Source organism: Nocardia sp. NPDC049149, from assembly GCF_043197455.1.
Taxonomy (GTDB): domain Bacteria; phylum Actinomycetota; class Actinomycetes; order Mycobacteriales; family Mycobacteriaceae; genus Nocardia.
Window position 1 is genome coordinate 410578 of the sequence record NZ_JBICTD010000007.1, and the last position, 18390, is coordinate 428967.

Below are 18390 nucleotides of genomic sequence, written 5' to 3' on the forward strand. Positions count from 1 at the left end.
TCACCGTCCTCCATCGAAAGACGCTGCGGCGTCTTGTAACCGGTTGAGATAGCGGGTGTTGATGGTGTCGAGGCCGAGCAGCGCGACGAAGTCGGCGACCGCGAAGTCCGGATCGTGGGCGGGCTCGCCGCAGATCTCCGCACCGAGGCGCAGGTACCCGCGCAGCAGCGGCGGCAGCTTGGGCCGCGTAGGCGGGGTCATCTCGTCGAGGGTCTTGCCGTCGACCACCACCGGTCGGTACGGGTGCACGCGCTGTTCGGGATCCGAGGCGTGCCTGCCGAGCAGCAGGTCACGGACGCCGCGGACGTTGACGCCTGGCTCGTCGGCCGGGCCGTCCTGCATCGGGACCGAGACGCAGCCCATCACCCAGTCGTAGCCGGTGAGCTGGATGTAGTGCAGGATGCCCGCCCACATCAGGGTCAGCACCGAACCGTTGCGGTGATCGGGCACCACGCAGGCGCGGCCCATCTCGACGATGCGCATGCCTTCCGGATCCAGTTGCGCCAGATCGAATTCGGTGGCGGTGTAGTAACCGCCCGCGGCGGCGACCTTGTCCGGCGGCAGCATCCGGTAGCAGCCGACGAAGTCCTCGGTCCGGTCGTCGCGGACGAGCAGGTGGTCACAGTGGTCATCGAAGGAGTCGGCGTCGAGGCCGGTCCCGTTGTCGGGGATCTGGAAACCGGGCTCGCTCGCGAAGACGCCGTAGCGCAGTCGCTGCGCCGCCACGCGGTGCTCAGCGTCGGACGAGACGACCAGCGAGTACCGTGACCGTTCCACCCCGGTGTCCGTCGAACGCGCCGGGGCTGTCAACACGGACGTAATAGTCATAACCGTGATGAAACGAGACCGACACTGCGCCGGAGCAACCTCGAAGTGTCGCGTCGATGCCCGTTCGATGAACGAGATTGCGGTCACACCAAGCGTTTACCGGACTGTCGCGACCTGTTCGCGCCCTCGCGCCGTTAATGCATCTTTCACATGATTTAAGCCCGGCTGAACGCCCGTAACATACCGAGCCGAGCAACAAGAAAGTCGCACCGCGAGCTACGCGATGCGACTTTCGATTGCTCCGTTACGCGGCAGACCTTTGCTCGACCCGTCGCTGCTCGGCGGTCTTGGTGACCTCGGCGAAGCCAGGACGACCTGTGCCGATGAAGGCGACCAGCCAGGATGCGACCGCGGCGAACCGGTTACGGAACCCGACGAGGTAGAACAGGTGCACCGCGAGCCACATGAACCAGGCGAGCACGCCGCGGAAGGTGATGCGGTCGTTCAGTTTGGTGACCGCGCTGAACCGGCTGATCACCGCCATGCTGCCCTTGTCCCAGTACTTGAATGCGGTGCCCGCCTGCTTCTTTCGCCGAATGATGTCGGCGGCGTGCCTGCCTTCCTGCATGGCCACCGGCGACTGTCCCGGGTAGCCGTTCAGCGAGGTCATATCGCCGATCGCGTAGATGTCGGCGTAGCCGCCGACGGTGAGATCGGGGTTGATCAGCAGCCGGCCCGCCCGGTCGGTCTCCACACCGGTGGCCTCGGCCAGGATCTTCGCGAATCCGCCCGCTTGCACGCCTGCCGACCAGACCACGGTCTCGGCCGCGATGCCACTCTCGATGCCGCTCTTGTCCTTGACGGTGACCTTGCCCGCTTCGATGTCGGTCACGAAGGTGCCGAGCAGCACCTCGACGCCGGTACGCGTCAACGACTTCTTCGCGTATTCCGAGAGCCCGCCGCCGAACGGAGGAAGCACCTCGCCCGCACCCTCGACGAGGGTGACCGAAACTTCTTGGTGGTAGTACCTTTTCGCCAGTTCCTTGAGCTGGCCCGCGACCTCGACACCGGTCGCGCCCGCGCCGACGACCACGAAGCTCAGCAGCCTGCGCTTGGTCTCCTCGTCCGCGTCCTTCGCCTCGGCGAAGACCCGCTGGATCTGTGCACGCAGCAGCTTGGCGTCGTCGATGGTCTTGAGCGAGAAGGTCTTCTCCGCGAAATCGTCACGACCGAAGTAGGACTGGCTGGCGCCGGTGGCGGCGATCAGCGATCCGTACCGGATCCGGCGCTGTTCGCCGTCGTGCTCATAGGTGACGATCGCCTTGGCGGGGTCGATGGCGACCACCTTGCCGAGGCGCACGTCGGCCTCGCGGTGGCGGCGCAGAATCGAGGCGATCGGCGGCGCGATCTCCTCCGATGCCAGCACACCGGTCGCTACCTGGTACAACAACGGTTGGAACAGGTGCTCCGGCGTGCTGGAGATCAGCACGTACTCGATACCCGACTTGGCAAGTTGCTTGGCGGCGGAGAGTCCGCCGAACCCCGACCCAACGATGACGACACCCGCGGTTTCGATACCCGCATCCACGTACTGCATGACAGCCTCCTTCTCTCATTACCAACCGTCATCGGGAACGAGGATATTTCAGGAGTTAGGGCGCATAATACAGATGACTCTTATCTCGATCCGTCATTAATGAGAGGCGCTGTGGAACTTCGGCAGCTCACCTACTTCGTCGCCGTCTGCGAGGAGCTCAGCTTCAGCGGCGCGGCCGCGAGGTGTTTCATCTCACAGTCCGCGATCAGTCATCAGATCTCCCGGCTCGAGCGCGACCTCGGCGTGCAATTGTTCGAGCGCTCGACACGATCAGTGGTGCCCACCGACGCCACCGCACGGCTACTTCCCCTTGCGAAACAGATGCTGAGCCTGGAGTCGGCGATCCGGGCGGCGGTGCGCACCGTCGGTCCGCGCATCCGGCTCGCCGCGAACATGTCCTTCGCGACGCGCTCGCTGTCGGCGATCGCCAGCGCCCGCGCGACCCATCCCGAGGCGGAGATCGAGTTCGTGATCAAGCCGTTCCGGCAGCGCATCACCGCGGTGGCCGACGGCGACTGCGATCTCGCACTGATCCGCGGCAGCGTCGACCAGCCGGGGCTGGAAGTGGAACAGCTGTGGGTCGAGGATCTGGTGATCGCCACCTCCAGCGCGCATCCGCTGGCCACCAGCGAAACGGTGACGCTCTCGGACCTGAGCCGGTATCCGCTGCTGCTGCCGCCGGAACAGGAACAGGTGCTGCTGCACACCGTGATTCGGTCCGCGTTCGCCGAGCTGCCCACCGGGCCCACCTTCGGCCCGCCGATCCCGCCCGACCACACCGCGACCCTGGAGCTGATCAACCGGCCCGACGCATGGACGGTGCTCTACGCGCAGAGTCCGACCGAGGGGCTGGTCGTCCTGCGGCTCGCCGAGGCCAAGCTGCGGATCCCGGTGTCCGCGGTGCTGCGCAGCGACCTCCGCCGTTCCTCCATCCTGACCACGTTGCTCGGCGCACTGCACCGCACCTGAGCAGCGCGAAACCCGCTGGTGCGCAATAGGCGAACGACCCCGAGCCGAAGCTCGGGGTCGCGCCGTGCCCGTTCATGGCAACCAATGACTAGGCGTTCTCGCGAGCGAAGCTGCGGGCGCCGATCACCACCAGCAGCACTGCGAGCACCGCCGTGACGCCGGAGCCGATGTAGACATCGGAGACGCCATAGTCGCCACGGAACAACGCGCGGGCGGCATCGACGGTGTACGAGAACGGGTTTGCCTTGGCGAGGCCACGCAGCCAGGTCGGCCCGACGCTCATCGGCAGCAGGATCCCGGACAGCAGCATGACCGGCAGCGTGATGCTGTTGAGCACCGACGCCAGCGTGCCCTCCGCCTTGGCCCACAGCCCGAGCGCGTACGACGCCGAAGCGAGACCGGCCGCCATCACCGCGATGAGCAGCACCGACAGCACCAAACCCAATGGCGCAGGCCGCAATCCGAACGCGAGCACGGCGACCCCGACCAGCACGAGCGCCTGCACGGTCAGGACGGCCATGTCCTTGAGCACCCGCCCGAGCAGCAGCGCACCCCGGTCGGCGGGCGTAACCCGTTGCCGTTCGACGACTCCCGAGCGGACCTCGACCACGATGGCGAATCCCGCATACAGCGCACCGGTCATGCCGGTCATGATGACCAGCGCCGGGGTAAGCACCTTCCACGGATCCGTGCCCGCGGGCGCGATCCCCTTGAACAGCGGACCGAACAGCACCAGATACAGCACCGGCTGGGACAGGCCGATCATCACCCAGGTCGGGTTGCGCAGGTTCGTGCGCAGCTGCGACCAGAAGATCAATCCGGTCTCTCGGAGGAACCTCATGCCCGATCTCCTTCGCGCAGTGAACGTCCGGTGATAGTGAGGAAGACATCGTCGAGGCTCGGTCGTTTGACGGTCAGCGCACCGGGTGCGATGCCACGCTCGTCCAGCGCCCGCAGCAGCGGCACCACCGCGGCGTCGCCGCGTTCGACGGTCAAGTGCACCACCACGTTTCCCGGATGCTCCGCGCCGTCGGAGCGCATGCCGGAACGGACCGTCAGCACGTCCTCGGCCACCGCAAGCACGAGATCCGCTTGGCCCTCGGCGATTTCGAGGCTGACGACGTCGCCGGCGATGCGGCGTTTCAGTTCATCGGGCGTGCCCTCGGCGACGATGCCGCCGTGATCCATCACCAGCACGCGGTCGCACAGCGCGTCGGCCTCTTCGAGATAGTGGGTGGTGAGCACGATCGTCGTCCCCCGATCCCGCAGCCTGCGAATGTGTTCCCACAGGTTGGCCCTGCTCTGCGGATCGAGCCCCGTTGTCGGCTCGTCCAGATAGATGAGCCCCGGCCCGTGCACGAGACCGAGCGCGATGTCGACGCGCCGCCGCTGGCCGCCGGAGAGCTCGGCGCACTTGCGTTCACCGAGCCCGTCCAGCTCGAGCACCGTGAGCAGCTCCTCGGCGTTGGCGATCGCCTGCGCCTTGCCGAGTCCGAAAAGTCGTGCCTGCAGCACCAATTCGTCCATGACCAGTTCGAGGTCGTTGGTGGTGTGCCCCTGTGCGACGTAGCCGATGCGCGCACGGACGGTCCGCGATTCGGTGCGTAGGTCGGCGCCGGAAATGGTTGCCTCGCCCGCGGTCGGCGCGATCAGCGTGCTGATCATCCGCAGCGTGGTGGTCTTGCCCGCGCCGTTCGGGCCGAGGAGACCGAGGATTTCGCCGTCGTACACGGCGAAATCGACCCCCTTGACCGCCTCGACGGGACCGGTTCTGGTTTTGAAGGTTCGGGCAAGCCCATGCACCTCGATGACCGCTGTGCGTGTGCGGCCACGAACGGTGTCGATCGTTTCCACACCGATTACGGTAGGAACGATCGACTAAATAGTCAAGCTTTACTATTCAGGCTTGATCAACCAGACTCACTGCATGCCCGGCTCCCAGGTGTTCATCCGCTGGTACTGGCCGTCCCACACATCGAGCTCGCGGGTTTCGATGCGCTCCAACGTCTTTCGCGACCACTCCAAATCGGCCCTGGTGTGTGCGGCGGCAAGGCCCATCGCATCGGCGACGTGATACGGCTCGGTCTCGGCGGGATCGCCGCTGCCCGCCAGGATCCGCGCGATCTCGCGCTCGGCGAAGACGAGCTCGGCCTCGAACTTGAGGATCCGACTGCGCAGCGCGGCGATGACGTCGTCCCTCGGCACCGCCGGAAACAACGCAACCGCAGCGAAATACGGGTACTTCGGCTGCTCGGCAGAGAACAATGCCGAACGCACCATTTCGCCGAACTCCTTCTCCCCCTCGGAGGTGAGCCGATAGGTGGTGCGCTCCGGCCGAGCCCCCTCCTGCCCGACCCCCTCCACCGCGATCAGGCCGTCGCGCTGCAGTGTGTTCAATGCGCCGTAGACCGAACCCGGCTTCACATTCGCCCAATCGTCCGCATGCCAGGACAACAGCTCGCGCCGGACGTCGTATCCGTGCACCGGTTGCAGCAAGCGGACGATGTAGAGCACCAGCATCCGCGTAGTGGGAACAGCCATATTCGCAGGCTATCGCACCTTTACGGCGTCACTGCGCCCGCCACGATACGCGAAAGGCTCGCCAAATCTTTTATCGCATTACGCGACAACTGATTTGGCGAGCCAGGGGTAACTCACCGGGTACGGACGAACCCGGCCAGCCATCTTTCGCAAGACGGAAGACCGAGGTCACCCGCACCCAGCCTGCCCGCAAAAATTCGCGGAGAGGCGGACTAGCCCTTGTGGGCCTTGACCGCTTCGGTCAGCTGCGGGGCGACGTTGAACAGGTCGCCGACGATGCCGTAGTCCGCGATCTCGAAGATCGGGGCCTCTTCGTCCTTGTTGACCGCGACGATGGTCTTCGAGGTCTGCATGCCCGCCCGGTGCTGGATCGCGCCGGAGATGCCGAGGGCGATGTACAGCTGCGGCGAGACCGTCTTACCGGTCTGGCCGACCTGGAACTGGCCGGGGTAGTAGCCCGAGTCGACGGCGGCACGCGAGGCGCCGACGGCGGCGCCGAGCGAGTCGGCCAGCGCCTCGACGACCGCGAAGTTGTCGGCGGAACCGACACCGCGACCACCGGAGACGACGATAGTCGCCTCGGTGAGCTCCGGACGGTCACCGGCGACGACCGGCTCGCGCGAGGTCACCTTGACGACGCCGTCTTCCTGAGCAGGCACCTCGACGGTGACCTTCTCGCCGGCACCGGCCTGCGCGGACGCCTCGATGGCGCCGGGGCGGACCGAGATCACCGGCACGTCGCCGGTGGCCTTGGCATCGACGGTGAACGCGCCACCGAAGATGGAGTGCACGGCGGTGCCGTCGGCCTTCACGTCGATGACGTCGACCAGCAGGCCGGAACCGATGCGGGCGGCCAGGCGACCCGACACCTCCTTGCCTTCGGCGGACGCGGCGACGATGACGGCGGCGGGGGAAACCTGCTCGGTCAACGCGGCGAGCACGTCGACCTTCGGGGTCACCAGGAAGTTCTCCACATCGTCGGACTCGGCGATGTAGATCTTCGCGGCGCCCGCCGCGGCGAGCGCGTCGGCCAGCTTCTCGCCGGTGCCCGCGGTGCCGAGCACGACGGCGGCGGGCTCGCCCAGGTTGCGGGCGGCGGTGAGGAGCTCGGTGCTGACCTTCTTGATCGCACCGTCGGCGTGCTCAACGAGCACAAGTACTTCAGCCATTTGTGTTCTCTCCTAAGCAGTCTCGAAGGGGCGGGATCAGATGATCTTCTGACCGACGAGATACTGGGCGATCTTGGTGCCGCCGTCGCCCTCGTCCGCGATCTTCTCGCCCGCGGTACGCGGCGGCTTCGGGGTGGCGCCGGTGACGGCGGTGCCCGCGTTCGCGACACCGACGGTCGACGGGTCGACGCCGAGGTCGGCCAGCGTGAAGGTCTGCACTTCCTTCTTCTTCGCGGCCATGATGCCCTTGAAGGACGGGAAGCGCGGCTCGTTGATCTTCTCGGTGACGCTGACGATGGCGGGGAGGCTGGCCTCCAGCTTGAAAACGCCGTCGTCGGTCTCGCGCTCACCGGTGATCTTGTCGCCGTCGACCGTGAGCTTGCGCAGGTGGGTCAGCTGCGGCAGGCCGAGGTACTCGGCGATGATGGCGGGCACCGCACCTGCGCGACCGTCGGTCGCCTCGTTGCCCGCGATGACCAGCTCAACGCCTTCGACCTGGCCGAGCGCGCTCGCCAGCACCCAGGCGGTCTGCACGGCGTCGGAGCCGTGGATCGCCGGGTCGTTGATGTGGATGGCCTTGTCGGCGCCCATGGACAGCGCCTTGCGGATGGCCTCGGTGGCCCGGTCCGGTCCGGCGGCCAGCACGGTGACCTCGCCGCCCTGCGCCTCCTTGATCAGCAGCGCTTCTTCGACGGCGCGCTCGTTGATCTCGTCGAGGACGGCGTCGGCGGCTTCGCGATCGAGGGTGTAGTCACCGTCGGTCAGCTTGCGCTCGGACCAGGTGTCGGGAACCTGCTTGATGAGTACGACGATGTTCGGCATCGGTCTTCGTCGACCTCCTGTTCTGGTTACACGTGTGGGTGGTCGCACGAGCGGGGGCCGTACGTCCGGGTGAGTAGCTCAGGGCGTGACACTACCCTACGTTAAGTTACTCGTGGGTAACTTAGCGGCTTCTCTCTCACAACGCCAGTCCCGGCGATATGGTGCGCCGGTCCGCAGGCCGGGTGCGAGTGTCTCGCAATGGGCCTTACCAGTAACGTCGGAGTGATGAGTGAGGCTGTGATCCCTGCCGCAGTGGACGATCCGACGGGTCGATCCGGCGCCACCGACGCGACCGACGGCACGGTCGAGCCGCTGCCGTTGACCGGCGAGCGCACCGTCCCCGGCATCGCCGAGGAGAACTACTGGTTCCGCAGGCACGAGATCGCCTATGCCAGGCTGCTCGACCGCTGCGCCGGAAAAACCGTACTGGAAGCGGGATCCGGCGAGGGCTACGGCGCCGACATGATCGCAGGCGTTGCCGCCAAGGTCACCGGCGTCGACTACGACACGGGTGCGGTCGAGCACGTGCGGGCCCGCTACCCGCGGGTGGAGATGATCCAGGGCAACCTCGCGGCACTGCCACTCGACGACGCCTCGGTCGACGTCGTCGTCAATTTCCAAGTGATCGAACACCTTTGGGACCAAGGCCAGTTCCTCCGGGAGTGCTTGCGCGTCTTGCGTCCCGGCGGCGAGCTGCTGATCAGCACGCCGAACCGGATCACCTTCTCCCCCGGTCGCGATACCCCGCTCAACCCGTTCCACACCCGCGAACTGAACGCGGCCGAATTGACCGAGCTGCTGGTCGAAGCCGGATTCCAGGTCGCGGAGATGATCGGCGTTCACCACGGCCCCGGGCTGCGGGCGCTCGACGCCAAGCACGGTGGATCCTTCATCGACGCACAGATCGAACGGGCGCTCGCCGGACAGCCGTGGCCCGCCGAGCTGACCGCCGATGTCGCGGCGGTCACCATCGACGACTTCGAGCTGATCGCCGACGACATCGATGCGAGCCTCGACCTGGTCGCCATCGCGGTGAAGCCTTGAGTGACAGGGCTGTTCCCGGCCAGTTCACCCTGGTTCTGCACTCCCATCTGCCCTGGCTCGCGCATCACGGCCGCTGGCCGGTCGGCGAGGAATGGCTCTACCAATCCTGGGCGGCGTCCTACCTCCCGGTCGCCGAGGTACTGAGAACGCTTGCCGCCGAGGGCCGTTCGCATCTGCTCAGCCTCGGCATCACGCCGGTGCTCGCGGCCCAGCTCGACGACCCGCACTCGCTGGCCGGGATGCATCACTGGCTCGGCAACTGGCAGCTGCGCGCCGACGAAGCGGCGATGAACGGCAACCTCGCCCTCGGCAGGCACGAACACCGGTTGGCCACAGCGGCTTTGGCGGACTTCGAGCGGCGCTGGCGGCACGGCGCCGCCCCGGTCTGGCGCGAACTCGTCGACGCCGACACCATCGAACTGCTCGGCGGGCCGCTCGCGCATCCGTTCCAGCCGCTGCTCGATCCGCGGCTGCGCCAGTTCCAGCTCACCGAGGGCCTGGACGACGCGCAGCACCGCTGGGGTCACACGCCCACCGGCATCTGGGCGCCGGAATGCGGCTACACCCCCGGCATGGAAATCGGCTATGCCGCGGCGGGTGTGACCCATTTCATGGTCGACGGACCCGCGCTGCGCGGCGACAGCACCCTCGGGCGGCCGGTGCGCGAGTCCGATGTCGTCGCCTTCGGGCGCGACCTGCACGTCAGCTATCGGGTCTGGTCGCCGAAATCCGGCTACCCCGGCCAGAGCGCCTACCGTGACTTTCATCACTACGACCACGCGACCGGTCTCAAGCCCGCGCGTGTCACCGGCAAGACCGTCGCCGGTCCGGACAAGGCGCCCTACGACCCGGAGCTGGCGGCCGCCGCGGTGCTGCGCGATGTCGACGACTTCGTCGCGACGGTGCGCCAGCGACTGATCAGCGAATCCGAGCGGATCGGCAGGCCCGCGCTGGTGGTCGCCGCGTTCGACACCGAATTGTTCGGTCACTGGTGGCACGAGGGCCCGCAATGGTTGGCCCAGGTGTTGCGGGCACTGCCCGAGGCAGGCATCACCGTCGGCACCCTGGCCGACGCACGCGAACGCGGCTATGTGGGCACACCGGTGCCGTTGGCCGATTCGTCGTGGGGCTCCGGCAAGGACTGGCGGGTCTGGGCCGGCGACCAGGTGCGTGACCTCGTCGAACTGAACGACGACATCGTGCGGCTGACCCTCGACACGATCGACAAGATGCGCGCCGCCGACGGTGGGCCCGCGCTGCGCGACCACGTCGCCGACCAGTTGCTGCGCGAAGCCATTCTCACCGTGTCCAGTGACTGGGCCTTCATGGTCAGCAAGGACTCCGCGGCGGGCTACGCTCGCGACCGGGCGCACCGGCATGCGCACGCGGTCCGCGAGATCGCGGCCGCCGTCGGAGCGGGCCAAGTCGCCAAAGCACAGCAATTGGCGGCAGGATGGGGGTCAGCTGACGGACTCTTCCCCGGCGTTGACGCACGCAGGCTCGCGCGTGCCGGGTCCGGAGGAAGCTTTGCGGCGGCATCCCAGCCTGACGCCGCACCAGGATCGGACCCCGCTCTACGGTCCACCGCAGAAGGACATGCATGAAGATTTTGATGGTGTCGTGGGAGTACCCGCCGGTCGTGGTCGGCGGGCTGGGCAGGCACGTGCATCACCTGGCCACCGAGCTGGCCGTGGCAGGTCACGAGGTGGTCGTGCTGGCCCGCCGCCCCTCCGGCACCGACTCCTCGACCCATCCCACCCACTCCTTCATCGCGGAGGGCGTGCTGGTGGTCGCGGTCGCGGAGGATCCGCCGGTCTTCGATTTCGGCGAGGACATGCTGGCCTGGACGCTGGCCATGGGCCACGCCATGGTGCGGGCAGGCATCGCGCTCGGCAAGCCAGGCATCGGTGACGGCTGGGTGCCGGACGTGGTGCACGCGCACGACTGGCTGGTCGCCCACCCCGGCATCGCCCTCGCCGAGTACTACGACGTGCCGCTGGTCTCGACGATCCACGCCACCGAGGCAGGCAGGCACAGCGGCTGGGTCGCTGGCAAGGTCAACCGGCAGGTGCATTCGGTCGAGTGGTGGCTCGCCAACGAATCCGACGCGCTGATCACCTGCTCGACGTCGATGCAGGACGAGGTGGAGCGGCTCTACGGGCCGGAGCGGGTGCCGATGACGGTGATCCGCAACGGAATCGACGTGGGCGCGTGGACTTTTCGGCCGCGCTCGCCGCGCACCGGCCCGCCGCGGCTGCTGTATGTCGGCAGGCTCGAATACGAGAAGGGTGTGCAGGACGCGATCGCCGCGCTGCCGCGTATCCGCCGCGCCCACCCAGGCACCACCCTCACCATCGCCGGTGTCGGCACACAATTCGAGTGGCTGCGCGAGCGGGCCAGGGTGCATCGGGTGGCCCGCGCGGTGAACTTCGCAGGCCAGCTCGATCACGACGAACTGCTCGGCTGGCTGCACGGCGCCGACGCCATCGTGCTGCCGAGCCGCTATGAGCCCTTCGGCATCGTCGCGCTGGAGGCGGCCGCCGCGGGCACCCCGCTGATCACCTCGACCGCGGGCGGACTCGGCGAAGCGGTGATCGACGGCGTCACCGGCGCCTCCTTCGCCCCCGCCGACGTCGACGGCCTCGTCGAGGCGGCCCGCGCGACCCTCGACGATCCGGCCGCGGCACAGGATCGCGCCTACGCCGCGCACGAGCGCCTCACCGCCGACTTCGCCTGGGACGTGGTCGCCGCCGAAACCGCGCAGGTCTATCACTCCGCCAAGCGCCGCGTGCGCAACCCGCTCGGCCGCCCCACCATCGTCGAACGCCCGCTGCCGGAACGAGATCCCAAGTAGCTGCCCCATCGCCGCGCAAGACCCAGCCCGCCGCGCACAAAACCGCCAGCAATAACACGCGCGCGCCGCGAATGTCTGCGCGGCACCAACTGACCTACCACCCGCGCACGTTTCGCAGCGCCGCGCACAAAACCGCCGGCGAAAATGCACGCATCCGGCGAATGTCTGCGCGGCACTAGGCAGCCCATCATCCGCGTACGTTCCACGGTGCTGCGCATGGTTGGTGGTGCTGCGCGCGTGTTAGCTAGCGATAGCGGGCGCGTCAGGCGAAAAGGTGCGCGCGGCAAGGTTATCCACAAGGTGTGGGTTGTTCACAGGGGGTGGGTTTGGGGGGCGCGTCGGGTGTGGGGGGCGGGCACGATTGGCGGATGGAAGCCAAACCGATTCAGCGTCGCGAGGCGTTGGCACAGGGGTACAGCGATGCCGAGCTGCGGAGTTTCACTAAGCGGCATTGTTGGCGAAGGATTCGACCGGGCTCTTATATGTTGTCCGATACGTACGAGGTCATGGACCAGCAGGAGCGGTATGGCGCACTCGTGTACGCGTCTGCGGCTCACTTGGCAACGCCTGCCGTGATCAGCCATCAATCCTCGGCAGCTGTTCAGAATCTGCCGTTGTGGGGACTACCACTGGATCGCGTGCACATCACTCGGCATCGAAGCAGCGGCGGGCATCGAGGCAAACACGTGCACGTACACTGCGCGCCGTTCCGAGACGAGGACGTCATCTCAATCGGGTCATTGCGAGTATTCACACCCGCGCGCACCGTTGCTGACATCGCACGTACCGTCGGACTCCAAGCAGCGGTAGCGATCGGTGACGCGGCGATGCGCCGATTTGATTTGAACCACGAATCCCTATGCCAGGCACTGGCTTACGCTGCGGGAAGGCCCGGATATCACGCGGCATCACGAGCGATCGCCATGTTCGACGGACGCAGCGAAAGCATCGGCGAGTCTCGCAGCAGGGTCGTCCTCGCCAACCTCGATCTCCCTACCCCTGAGCTGCAAACAACGGTCCTGGATACGTTCGGCCGATTCGTTGCCCGTGCCGACTTTTGCTTCGAGGAGCTGGGCATCATCGGCGAATTCGACGGCAGGGTGAAGTATGACGGCAGTGTGAAGACCGCTGAAGATCCCGCCACCGCGCTCTACCGCGAGAAGCTTCGCGAAGACAAACTACGCGACCTCGGTGGGGAAGTCGTCCGCTGGACCTGGTCCGACCTCGATACCGCCGACGCCATCGCAACCCGCTTTCGCCGCGCCATGGCTCGAGCAACCCACCACCCCCGCCCAGCTGGACGCACTGTCCGCATGCCCCGCTAATCGCAGGTTCACGTGGTACCGCGCATGTTGTGTGGTGCTGCGCGCAGAATGGCCAGCAATAACAAGCGCATCGCGCGAAAAGGTACGCAGCGCCGTCGCCGCTACGCGTCCATCTTCTTGACGATGCGCTGGACGGTGAGCCAGGTGCGGGTGGTGATGTCTTTGCCGTGGGTCTTGTCGAGCCAGGTCATGAAGTCCGGGGTTTTGCCGGGCTCGCTGTTGTCGACTACCGCAAGGAAGGTGCTGCACGCCTTGTCGAAGCCGACGACTCGGGTGAGCGGATCGGGCTGGTCGGGCAGTTCGGCGGCCTTCTTGCGGTTCTTGAGGAACGTGGCCACGAGGTAGGTCCCGCGTCCGTGGGTGAGGCCGGGGAACGGATCGGTGTCGAGCAGGGCGCGCAACTCTTCGTAACTGCGGATGATCGTGCCACCGGCGATGCCGAGCTCGGCGTTGAGCGCCTGCTGTATCCGATCCTCGAGATCGCTGACATCGGTATCCGTGCTGTGAAACACGATATTGCCGCTTGCGAGCACCGAGGCGACCTTCTCGAACCCGAGCATCTCGAACACTCCGCGCAACTTCTCGTTGCTCATGTTCGGGTTGCTCGGTGCGATCCCCCGCAACAACGCGGCATAGCGATTCATAACGAGGAACCTACCGAAGCCCTCCGACGGATACCGTGATCCGTGGCTACGCGGTTTTCGCGCCGTTCTTCTTGCGTTCGATATCTTCCAGTGCCGCAAGGTATTGCGCGCGTTCCTCGGCGCTCGCCTCCCAGGCATCCTTGCGGTTCTTCACGACCTTGGCAGGCGCGCCGACCGCGATGCTGTAATCCGGGATCTCGCCCTTGACGACCGCGTGCGCACCCAGCACACAGCCGCGGCCGACACGCGTTTCCCGCAGCACGGTCACCTTCGCGGCGATCCAGGTGTCGGGGCCGATGCGAACCGGGCTCTTGACGATGCCCTGATCCTTGATCGGCAGCGTGATGTCGTCCATCTTGTGGTCGAAGTCGCAGATGTAGCACCAGTCGGCGACCAGGGTGGACTCGCCGATCTCGATGTCGAGGTAGGTGTTGACGACGTTGTCCTTGCCGAACACCACCTTGTCGCCGATGCGCAGCGAACCCTCGTGGCAGCGGATGGCGTTGCCGTCGCCGATATGCACCCACCGGCCGATCTCCATCCGGCCGAGCTCGGGGGTCGCGTGCACCTCGACCCGCTTGCCGAGGAAGACCATGCCGCGCAACACGATGTGCGGGTTGGCCAGCCGGAACTTGAGCAGCCGGTAGTAGCGCACCAGATACCAGGGGGTGTACGCCTTGTTCGCGAGCACCCAGCGCAGCGACGCCGCGGTCAGAAAGCGCGCCTGCTGCGGATCCCGGCGGCGCGATCCCCGCCAGCGCGAGCGCAACGGTGCGCCCCACATGCTCGTCACGAACGGATCTCCTGTCGTGGTCTAAGGCCTGTCACCCACCGGAGTGGGGATGGGAATAGAGCCTAGTACGCCGCATCGCGCCGTCCTGCGCAGACCGGGATGGTCGTGATGCCGACGAAGATACCCCCGGCTACGGTGGCAAGCCGCCCGGCACCACAACGGCAGGACTCGTCCTCCCCCGCGCACCCCTCCCGTACAGTGACTACCGCGCCGCGGGCGGCGTCTGGCAATTCCACACGCGTACACCCGAACCGGGTGGCCCTAGAGCTGGGAAACGACGACAGGAGTGCAGCAAGTGCGAAGCGGCGGCGTACTGGCCAGTTCCGTGCGGCGATCGTCCCGGGCCCGGCTATTGGCGGCGCTGGTCGCGGTCGGCGCGGTGGCGTTGACCGGCTGCGGCACCGACGTCGACGACATCGCCGTCGGACCAGGCAAGGGCTGGCCCGCCGCGCACCACGACGCCCGCAACGACGGAAGCAGCCCGGTCACCGGCGCCAAGAAGGTCGCGTTGAGCTGGTCGCGCCCGATCGGCGGGCCGATCGCACAGCCGGTGACCATCGGTCCGGACGGGCAGATGTTCCTCACCACGAACCTGCCCGGCTGCACGATCTTCTCCTTCCAGATGGCCACCGGGCGTAAGCGTTTCTGCAACGAGCTCGGACCGGGCGCGATCAGCGCCGCGTCGTCCGTCGACGGCGCCACCAATGTCTATGTCGGCGACGATCGCGGCAACGTCGGCGGCGTGAACGCCTTCAACTACCTCGGGCAGCCGCGCTGGCGCACCAGCGTGGCAGGCACGCCGATCTCGGTGCAGTTCACCGGCGACGGAAACCTGTTGTCGGTCACCCAAACCGGTCAGGTGGACGTGTTGTCCCGGCAGACCGGCGAGCGCGTCGTCCCCTCGATGCAGCTGCTCGGCCAGCCCGATCCGCTCGATCACCCGAACCTCACCTGGCCTGCCGCCGGGCACGGCCTTGCCGAATGCCTCTCCGGCGAACCGCAGTGCCCGGTCGCGAACATCTCGGCGGTCGACGCGGCCAGTGGGCGCTTTTTCGTCACGGTATGGAAGCCGGGCGATCCCGTCGCCACGCTGGTCGCACTTCGCTACGCGGACAAGAAGATCCAGCAGGACTGGAGCGCCGCGATGCTGACCGGCGGCAGTGCGACGAGCCCGACGCTGTCCGCGGACGGCAAGACGGTCTATGTCGGCGACAACAGCAAGCGGCTGATCGCGGTCGACACCGCCGACGGGCGGACCAAATGGGTGCAGCAGTTGGAATGGGCTCCGCGCGGCGGCATTTCGGTCTCCACCGACGGGCTGATCATTCCGTCCGGCGACGACGGCTATCTGCTCGCGCTGCGCGACACCGGCGATGTCGTGGAAACCGTCTGGGAGCGTAAGGATCTCGACCTGCGCGGAACTCCGGTGCAGACCGCGGGCGGCACCGGGTACACCACCGCCGCGATCGGCGAAGGATTGAACCTGATCACCTTCGACATCAAGACCGGCGCCACCATCGACTCCGATGTGCTGCCCGGCGCGCGCGGCAGCACCACCGGCACTTCGATCGGCGCCAAAGGCGAAGTCGTGGTCGCGACGCGCATCGGCGAGCTGTTCGTCTTCAAGCCCGAACGCTGACCTGCCGGTCCGAGCTCAGTGCACCTGCGCGGTGCAGAGGAATGCCGTCGGCGTGCGTCCGATCCGGGTGATCACCAGTGTGAAGGGCTGGACGCCTTGGGGTTTGAGCGTGCGCCGGAGTTTGTCCGGGTCCACGTCGACGCCGCGGACCAGGATTTCCAGTGGACCGCAGTCGTGCTTGCGGAGTGCCGCGCGCAGCGTCTTCTCGCGGTAATCCAGCCGATCGATGATGCGGAAGCCGCGGGTGCCCGGCGGCACCGCGTCACCGGTGAGGTAGGCGATGCGCGGATCCAGTTGCCAGAGGCCGTGTTTCGCGGCGTAGTGACGGACAAGGCCGGAGCGGATCACCGCACCGTCGGGGTCGACGATCCAGGTGCCAGGCGCCCGCTCGGGGATGTCATCGGGGTCGGCGTCGGTGAGCGTGAACGATGTTCCGGCCGAAGACAATACGGTGGCTCGTCGACTGATCGCCGAGTCGGTCAGCCCCGCCGACCACAGGCACGCCTCGCGTACCGCGCCGTCGAGCGAGACCACCTCGACCTCGCCGGACCAGTCGAGCCGGTCGAAATCCATACCGGGAGCGCACTTCACCACGAGATCACGGCCCGCATAGGCGGACAGCAGATCGGGCAGCGGCGGTTGCAGCTTCGCCGGATCGTGGGTGCGCCTGCCGTCGGCCCTGCGCGCCGGGTCGGCGACGACGACCGTGTCCCTGCTCACCGGGACCAGGGCATCCGCCTTGGCCAGCAACACATTTCGGCTGCCGCCGAGGTTGTGCGCGGCCATCGCGAGCCGCACGTCGTCCAGGTCGCTGCCGAGCACCGCGGGACACACCCGCGCCAGCTCGACGAGCTCCGCGCCGATCGAGCACGTCACGTCGTGCACCGCCCGCCCGGCCAACCGGGCGGCGCGGCCGCGCGCCACCGCCGTCGGTGTCGCCTGTTGGAGTGCGTCGTCGGTGAACAGCCATTCCCCCGCCCCGGCGAGCTTGGCCGCGGCCTTGCGTCGCAGCCGGACGGTCTCGACGAGACAGGCCGCCGCGGCACCGTGGTCACGCCGCACCCGCTCCAGGTCGCGCAGGTGCGTCGCCTGGGTCAGCTCCAGCCGATCCACCTCGGCTAATGCGGCAAGGCCCGCCGCACTGCCGAGAAAGGTGACATCCGCGCGACTGAAGCCGTATCCCACTACTTGGCGGAACTACCCGGCTTCACGCCGGTGATCATCGCGTTGTAGAAGAACTGACGCGGCACCACCCGGCGCATCACGTTCTCGTCCAACCAGCTCAGCCGCAGCCACGCCCGGTACATGGCCATCCGGTAGCCCATGGTCAGCTTCTCGTCCGGCACGGCCGCCTCGAAGGTGCGCACCGGCCAGCCCCACAGCGCGGCCGCGAACTCTTCGGTGGTCGCCTTGACCTCGACGGCACCGGCCGACCGTGCCATGCCCTCGAGATCGCTCGGATCGAACGTGTGCAGGTCGACGACCGCCTCGAGCGCCGCGGCCCGCGAGGACTCGTCCAGCTCCTGCTGCGGGCGCCGCCAGCCGGCGAGCTGGGGCAGCTTGGTGACGGTGGTGGTGGCCTTCCAGGTGATCCGGCCGAGCCAGCGCGCGTAGAAGTTGCCCGCGGTGGTCGGCTCGCCTGCGAAGACGAAGCGGCCGCCCGGCTTGAGCACGCGCAGGCATTCCTTCAGCGCCAGCTCGACGTCCGGGATGTGGTGCAGCACCGCGTGCCCGACCACGAGGTCGAAGGTGTCGTCCTCGTACGGGATGGTCTCGGCGTCGGCGACCCGGCCGTCGACGTCGAGGCCGAGGTGCTCGGCGTTGCGCAGCGCGACCTTCACCATGCCCGGCGACAAGTCGGTGACCGAGCCGGTCTTTGCGACGCCGCCCTGCATCAGGTTCAGCAGGAAGAAGCCGGTGCCGCAACCCAATTCGAGGGCGCGCCCGTACGGTAGCGGGGCCGGGCCGACGGCCGCGTCGAAGCGACCGCGGGCGTACTCGATGCAACGCTCGTCATACGAGATCGACCACTTGTCGTCGTAGGTCTCCGCTTCCCAGTCGTGGTAGAGCACCTGGGCAAGCTTCGTATCCTTGCGCGCTGCTTCGACCTCGGCCTCGGTGGCGTGCGGGTTCGGCGCGGGGTCGTCAGGGCGTACCGTCATAGCGGCTAAGCCTACCCAAACGTGGGGACCTGGCCCGCTGTCGGCCCAGCCATTGTGATCACT

The 18390-nt window shown here is 67.2% G+C and carries 17 protein-coding genes; 6 read left to right on the forward strand and 11 right to left on the reverse strand.

All coding sequences use genetic code 11. The features are described 5' to 3' along the window. Together ACGFNJ_RS29505 and ACGFNJ_RS29510 are read right to left on the reverse strand one after the other, a co-directional pair. Positions 1–828, reverse strand: coding sequence for a GNAT family N-acetyltransferase (locus tag ACGFNJ_RS29505; RefSeq protein ID WP_393455168.1), 828 nt, complete (start codon positions 826–828; stop codon positions 1–3). A 244-nt stretch (positions 829–1072) separates the two neighbouring features. Continuing rightward, positions 1073–2365 carry an NAD(P)/FAD-dependent oxidoreductase gene (locus ACGFNJ_RS29510; RefSeq protein WP_393455171.1) on the reverse strand — a complete coding sequence of 431 codons (1293 nt, stop codon included), beginning with the start codon at positions 2363–2365 and terminating at the stop codon, positions 1073–1075. A 111-nt stretch (positions 2366–2476) separates the two neighbouring features. Here ACGFNJ_RS29510 and ACGFNJ_RS29515 point away from each other — a divergent pair, with 111 nt between their 5' ends. Continuing rightward, entirely contained in the window at positions 2477–3334 is an 858-nt protein-coding gene (locus ACGFNJ_RS29515) for a LysR family transcriptional regulator (RefSeq protein ID WP_393455174.1), read from the forward strand. 88 nt (positions 3335–3422) lie between these two features. Here ACGFNJ_RS29515 and ACGFNJ_RS29520 read toward each other — a convergent pair whose 3' ends face one another. The 5 genes from ACGFNJ_RS29520 to ACGFNJ_RS29540 all read right to left on the reverse strand — a co-directional run bounded on the left by ACGFNJ_RS29520 (position 3423) and on the right by ACGFNJ_RS29540 (position 7866). Continuing rightward, positions 3423–4175: an ABC transporter permease gene (locus tag ACGFNJ_RS29520; protein WP_393455177.1), complete on the reverse strand. Its 753-nt coding sequence runs from the start codon at positions 4173–4175 to the stop codon at positions 3423–3425. After that, positions 4172–5188 (reverse strand): ATP-binding cassette domain-containing protein, encoded by a 1017-nt coding sequence (locus tag ACGFNJ_RS29525; protein WP_393455180.1) that lies wholly within the window; start codon positions 5186–5188, stop codon positions 4172–4174. The genes ACGFNJ_RS29520 and ACGFNJ_RS29525 overlap by 4 nt, the downstream gene beginning before the upstream one ends. Before the next feature lie 66 nt (positions 5189–5254). Next, on the reverse strand, positions 5255–5875 hold the full coding sequence (locus ACGFNJ_RS29530; RefSeq protein ID WP_393455183.1) for a PadR family transcriptional regulator: 621 nt from the start codon (positions 5873–5875) through the stop codon (positions 5255–5257). A 212-nt stretch (positions 5876–6087) separates the two neighbouring features. Continuing rightward, a complete protein-coding gene (locus ACGFNJ_RS29535; protein WP_393455186.1) occupies positions 6088–7044 on the reverse strand; it encodes an electron transfer flavoprotein subunit alpha/FixB family protein in 957 nt (318 codons plus the stop codon). Positions 7045–7080: 36 nt separating this feature from the next. After that, on the reverse strand, positions 7081–7866 hold the full coding sequence (locus ACGFNJ_RS29540) for an electron transfer flavoprotein subunit beta/FixA family protein (protein WP_393455189.1): 786 nt from the start codon (positions 7864–7866) through the stop codon (positions 7081–7083). A 225-nt stretch (positions 7867–8091) separates the two neighbouring features. Here ACGFNJ_RS29540 and ACGFNJ_RS29545 point away from each other — a divergent pair, with 225 nt between their 5' ends. From ACGFNJ_RS29545 to ACGFNJ_RS29560, 4 genes are all read left to right on the forward strand, one after another. After that, on the forward strand, positions 8092–8910 hold the full coding sequence (locus ACGFNJ_RS29545) for a methyltransferase domain-containing protein (protein ID WP_393455192.1): 819 nt from the start codon (positions 8092–8094) through the stop codon (positions 8908–8910). Continuing rightward, positions 8907–10514, forward strand: a complete 1608-nt coding sequence (locus tag ACGFNJ_RS29550; RefSeq protein WP_393455194.1) for a 1,4-alpha-glucan branching protein domain-containing protein — start codon at positions 8907–8909, stop codon at positions 10512–10514. The genes ACGFNJ_RS29545 and ACGFNJ_RS29550 overlap by 4 nt, the downstream gene beginning before the upstream one ends. Beyond that, positions 10511–11764, forward strand: coding sequence for a glycosyltransferase family 4 protein (locus ACGFNJ_RS29555; RefSeq protein ID WP_393455197.1), 1254 nt, complete (start codon positions 10511–10513; stop codon positions 11762–11764). Before ACGFNJ_RS29550 ends, ACGFNJ_RS29555 begins: the two co-directional genes overlap by 4 nt. Before the next feature lie 368 nt (positions 11765–12132). Then, positions 12133–13089 carry a hypothetical protein gene (locus ACGFNJ_RS29560; protein WP_393455200.1) on the forward strand — a complete coding sequence of 319 codons (957 nt, stop codon included), beginning with the start codon at positions 12133–12135 and terminating at the stop codon, positions 13087–13089. A 101-nt stretch (positions 13090–13190) separates the two neighbouring features. Here the strand turns inward: ACGFNJ_RS29560 and ACGFNJ_RS29565 are convergent, their stop codons facing one another. Together ACGFNJ_RS29565 and ACGFNJ_RS29570 are read right to left on the reverse strand one after the other, a co-directional pair. Then, on the reverse strand, positions 13191–13733 hold the full coding sequence (locus tag ACGFNJ_RS29565; protein WP_393455203.1) for a DUF1697 domain-containing protein: 543 nt from the start codon (positions 13731–13733) through the stop codon (positions 13191–13193). A gap of 46 nt (positions 13734–13779) precedes the next feature. Continuing rightward, complete coding sequence (locus ACGFNJ_RS29570; RefSeq protein WP_393455206.1) at positions 13780–14526, reverse strand: acyltransferase; 747 nt, start codon at positions 14524–14526, stop codon at positions 13780–13782. Between the two features lie 286 nt (positions 14527–14812). On the opposite strand from ACGFNJ_RS29570, the gene ACGFNJ_RS29575 reads away from it, so the two are divergent. Continuing rightward, on the forward strand, positions 14813–16165 hold the full coding sequence (locus tag ACGFNJ_RS29575) for a PQQ-binding-like beta-propeller repeat protein (protein ID WP_393455209.1): 1353 nt from the start codon (positions 14813–14815) through the stop codon (positions 16163–16165). Between the two features lie 15 nt (positions 16166–16180). On the opposite strand, the gene ACGFNJ_RS29580 is transcribed toward ACGFNJ_RS29575, so the two are convergent. Together ACGFNJ_RS29580 and ACGFNJ_RS29585 are read right to left on the reverse strand one after the other, a co-directional pair. Further along, a complete protein-coding gene (locus ACGFNJ_RS29580; RefSeq protein WP_393455212.1) occupies positions 16181–17350 on the reverse strand; it encodes a class I SAM-dependent methyltransferase in 1170 nt (389 codons plus the stop codon). Further along, positions 17350–18327, reverse strand: a complete 978-nt coding sequence (locus ACGFNJ_RS29585; protein WP_393455215.1) for a class I SAM-dependent methyltransferase — start codon at positions 18325–18327, stop codon at positions 17350–17352. The genes ACGFNJ_RS29580 and ACGFNJ_RS29585 overlap by 1 nt, the downstream gene beginning before the upstream one ends. Positions 18328–18390: the final 63 nt, after the last annotated feature.

Excerpts from the sequence above, each read along its gene's own strand:
- ACGFNJ_RS29505 (WP_393455168.1), bottom strand. The coding sequence starts at position 828 with ATGACTATTACGTCCGTGTTGACAGCCCCGGCGCGTTCGACGGACACC.
- ACGFNJ_RS29510 (WP_393455171.1), bottom strand. The coding sequence starts at position 2,365 with ATGCAGTACGTGGATGCGGGTATCGAAACCGCGGGTGTCGTCATCGTT.
- ACGFNJ_RS29520 (WP_393455177.1), bottom strand. The coding sequence starts at position 4,175 with ATGAGGTTCCTCCGAGAGACCGGATTGATCTTCTGGTCGCAGCTGCGC.
- ACGFNJ_RS29530 (WP_393455183.1), bottom strand. The coding sequence starts at position 5,875 with ATGGCTGTTCCCACTACGCGGATGCTGGTGCTCTACATCGTCCGCTTG.
- ACGFNJ_RS29535 (WP_393455186.1), bottom strand. The coding sequence starts at position 7,044 with ATGGCTGAAGTACTTGTGCTCGTTGAGCACGCCGACGGTGCGATCAAG.
- ACGFNJ_RS29540 (WP_393455189.1), bottom strand. The coding sequence starts at position 7,866 with ATGCCGAACATCGTCGTACTCATCAAGCAGGTTCCCGACACCTGGTCC.
- ACGFNJ_RS29545 (WP_393455192.1), top strand. The coding sequence starts at position 8,092 with ATGAGTGAGGCTGTGATCCCTGCCGCAGTGGACGATCCGACGGGTCGA.
- ACGFNJ_RS29555 (WP_393455197.1), top strand. The coding sequence starts at position 10,511 with ATGAAGATTTTGATGGTGTCGTGGGAGTACCCGCCGGTCGTGGTCGGC.
- ACGFNJ_RS29560 (WP_393455200.1), top strand. The coding sequence starts at position 12,133 with ATGGAAGCCAAACCGATTCAGCGTCGCGAGGCGTTGGCACAGGGGTAC.
- ACGFNJ_RS29565 (WP_393455203.1), bottom strand. The coding sequence starts at position 13,733 with ATGAATCGCTATGCCGCGTTGTTGCGGGGGATCGCACCGAGCAACCCG.
- ACGFNJ_RS29585 (WP_393455215.1), bottom strand. The coding sequence starts at position 18,327 with ATGACGGTACGCCCTGACGACCCCGCGCCGAACCCGCACGCCACCGAG.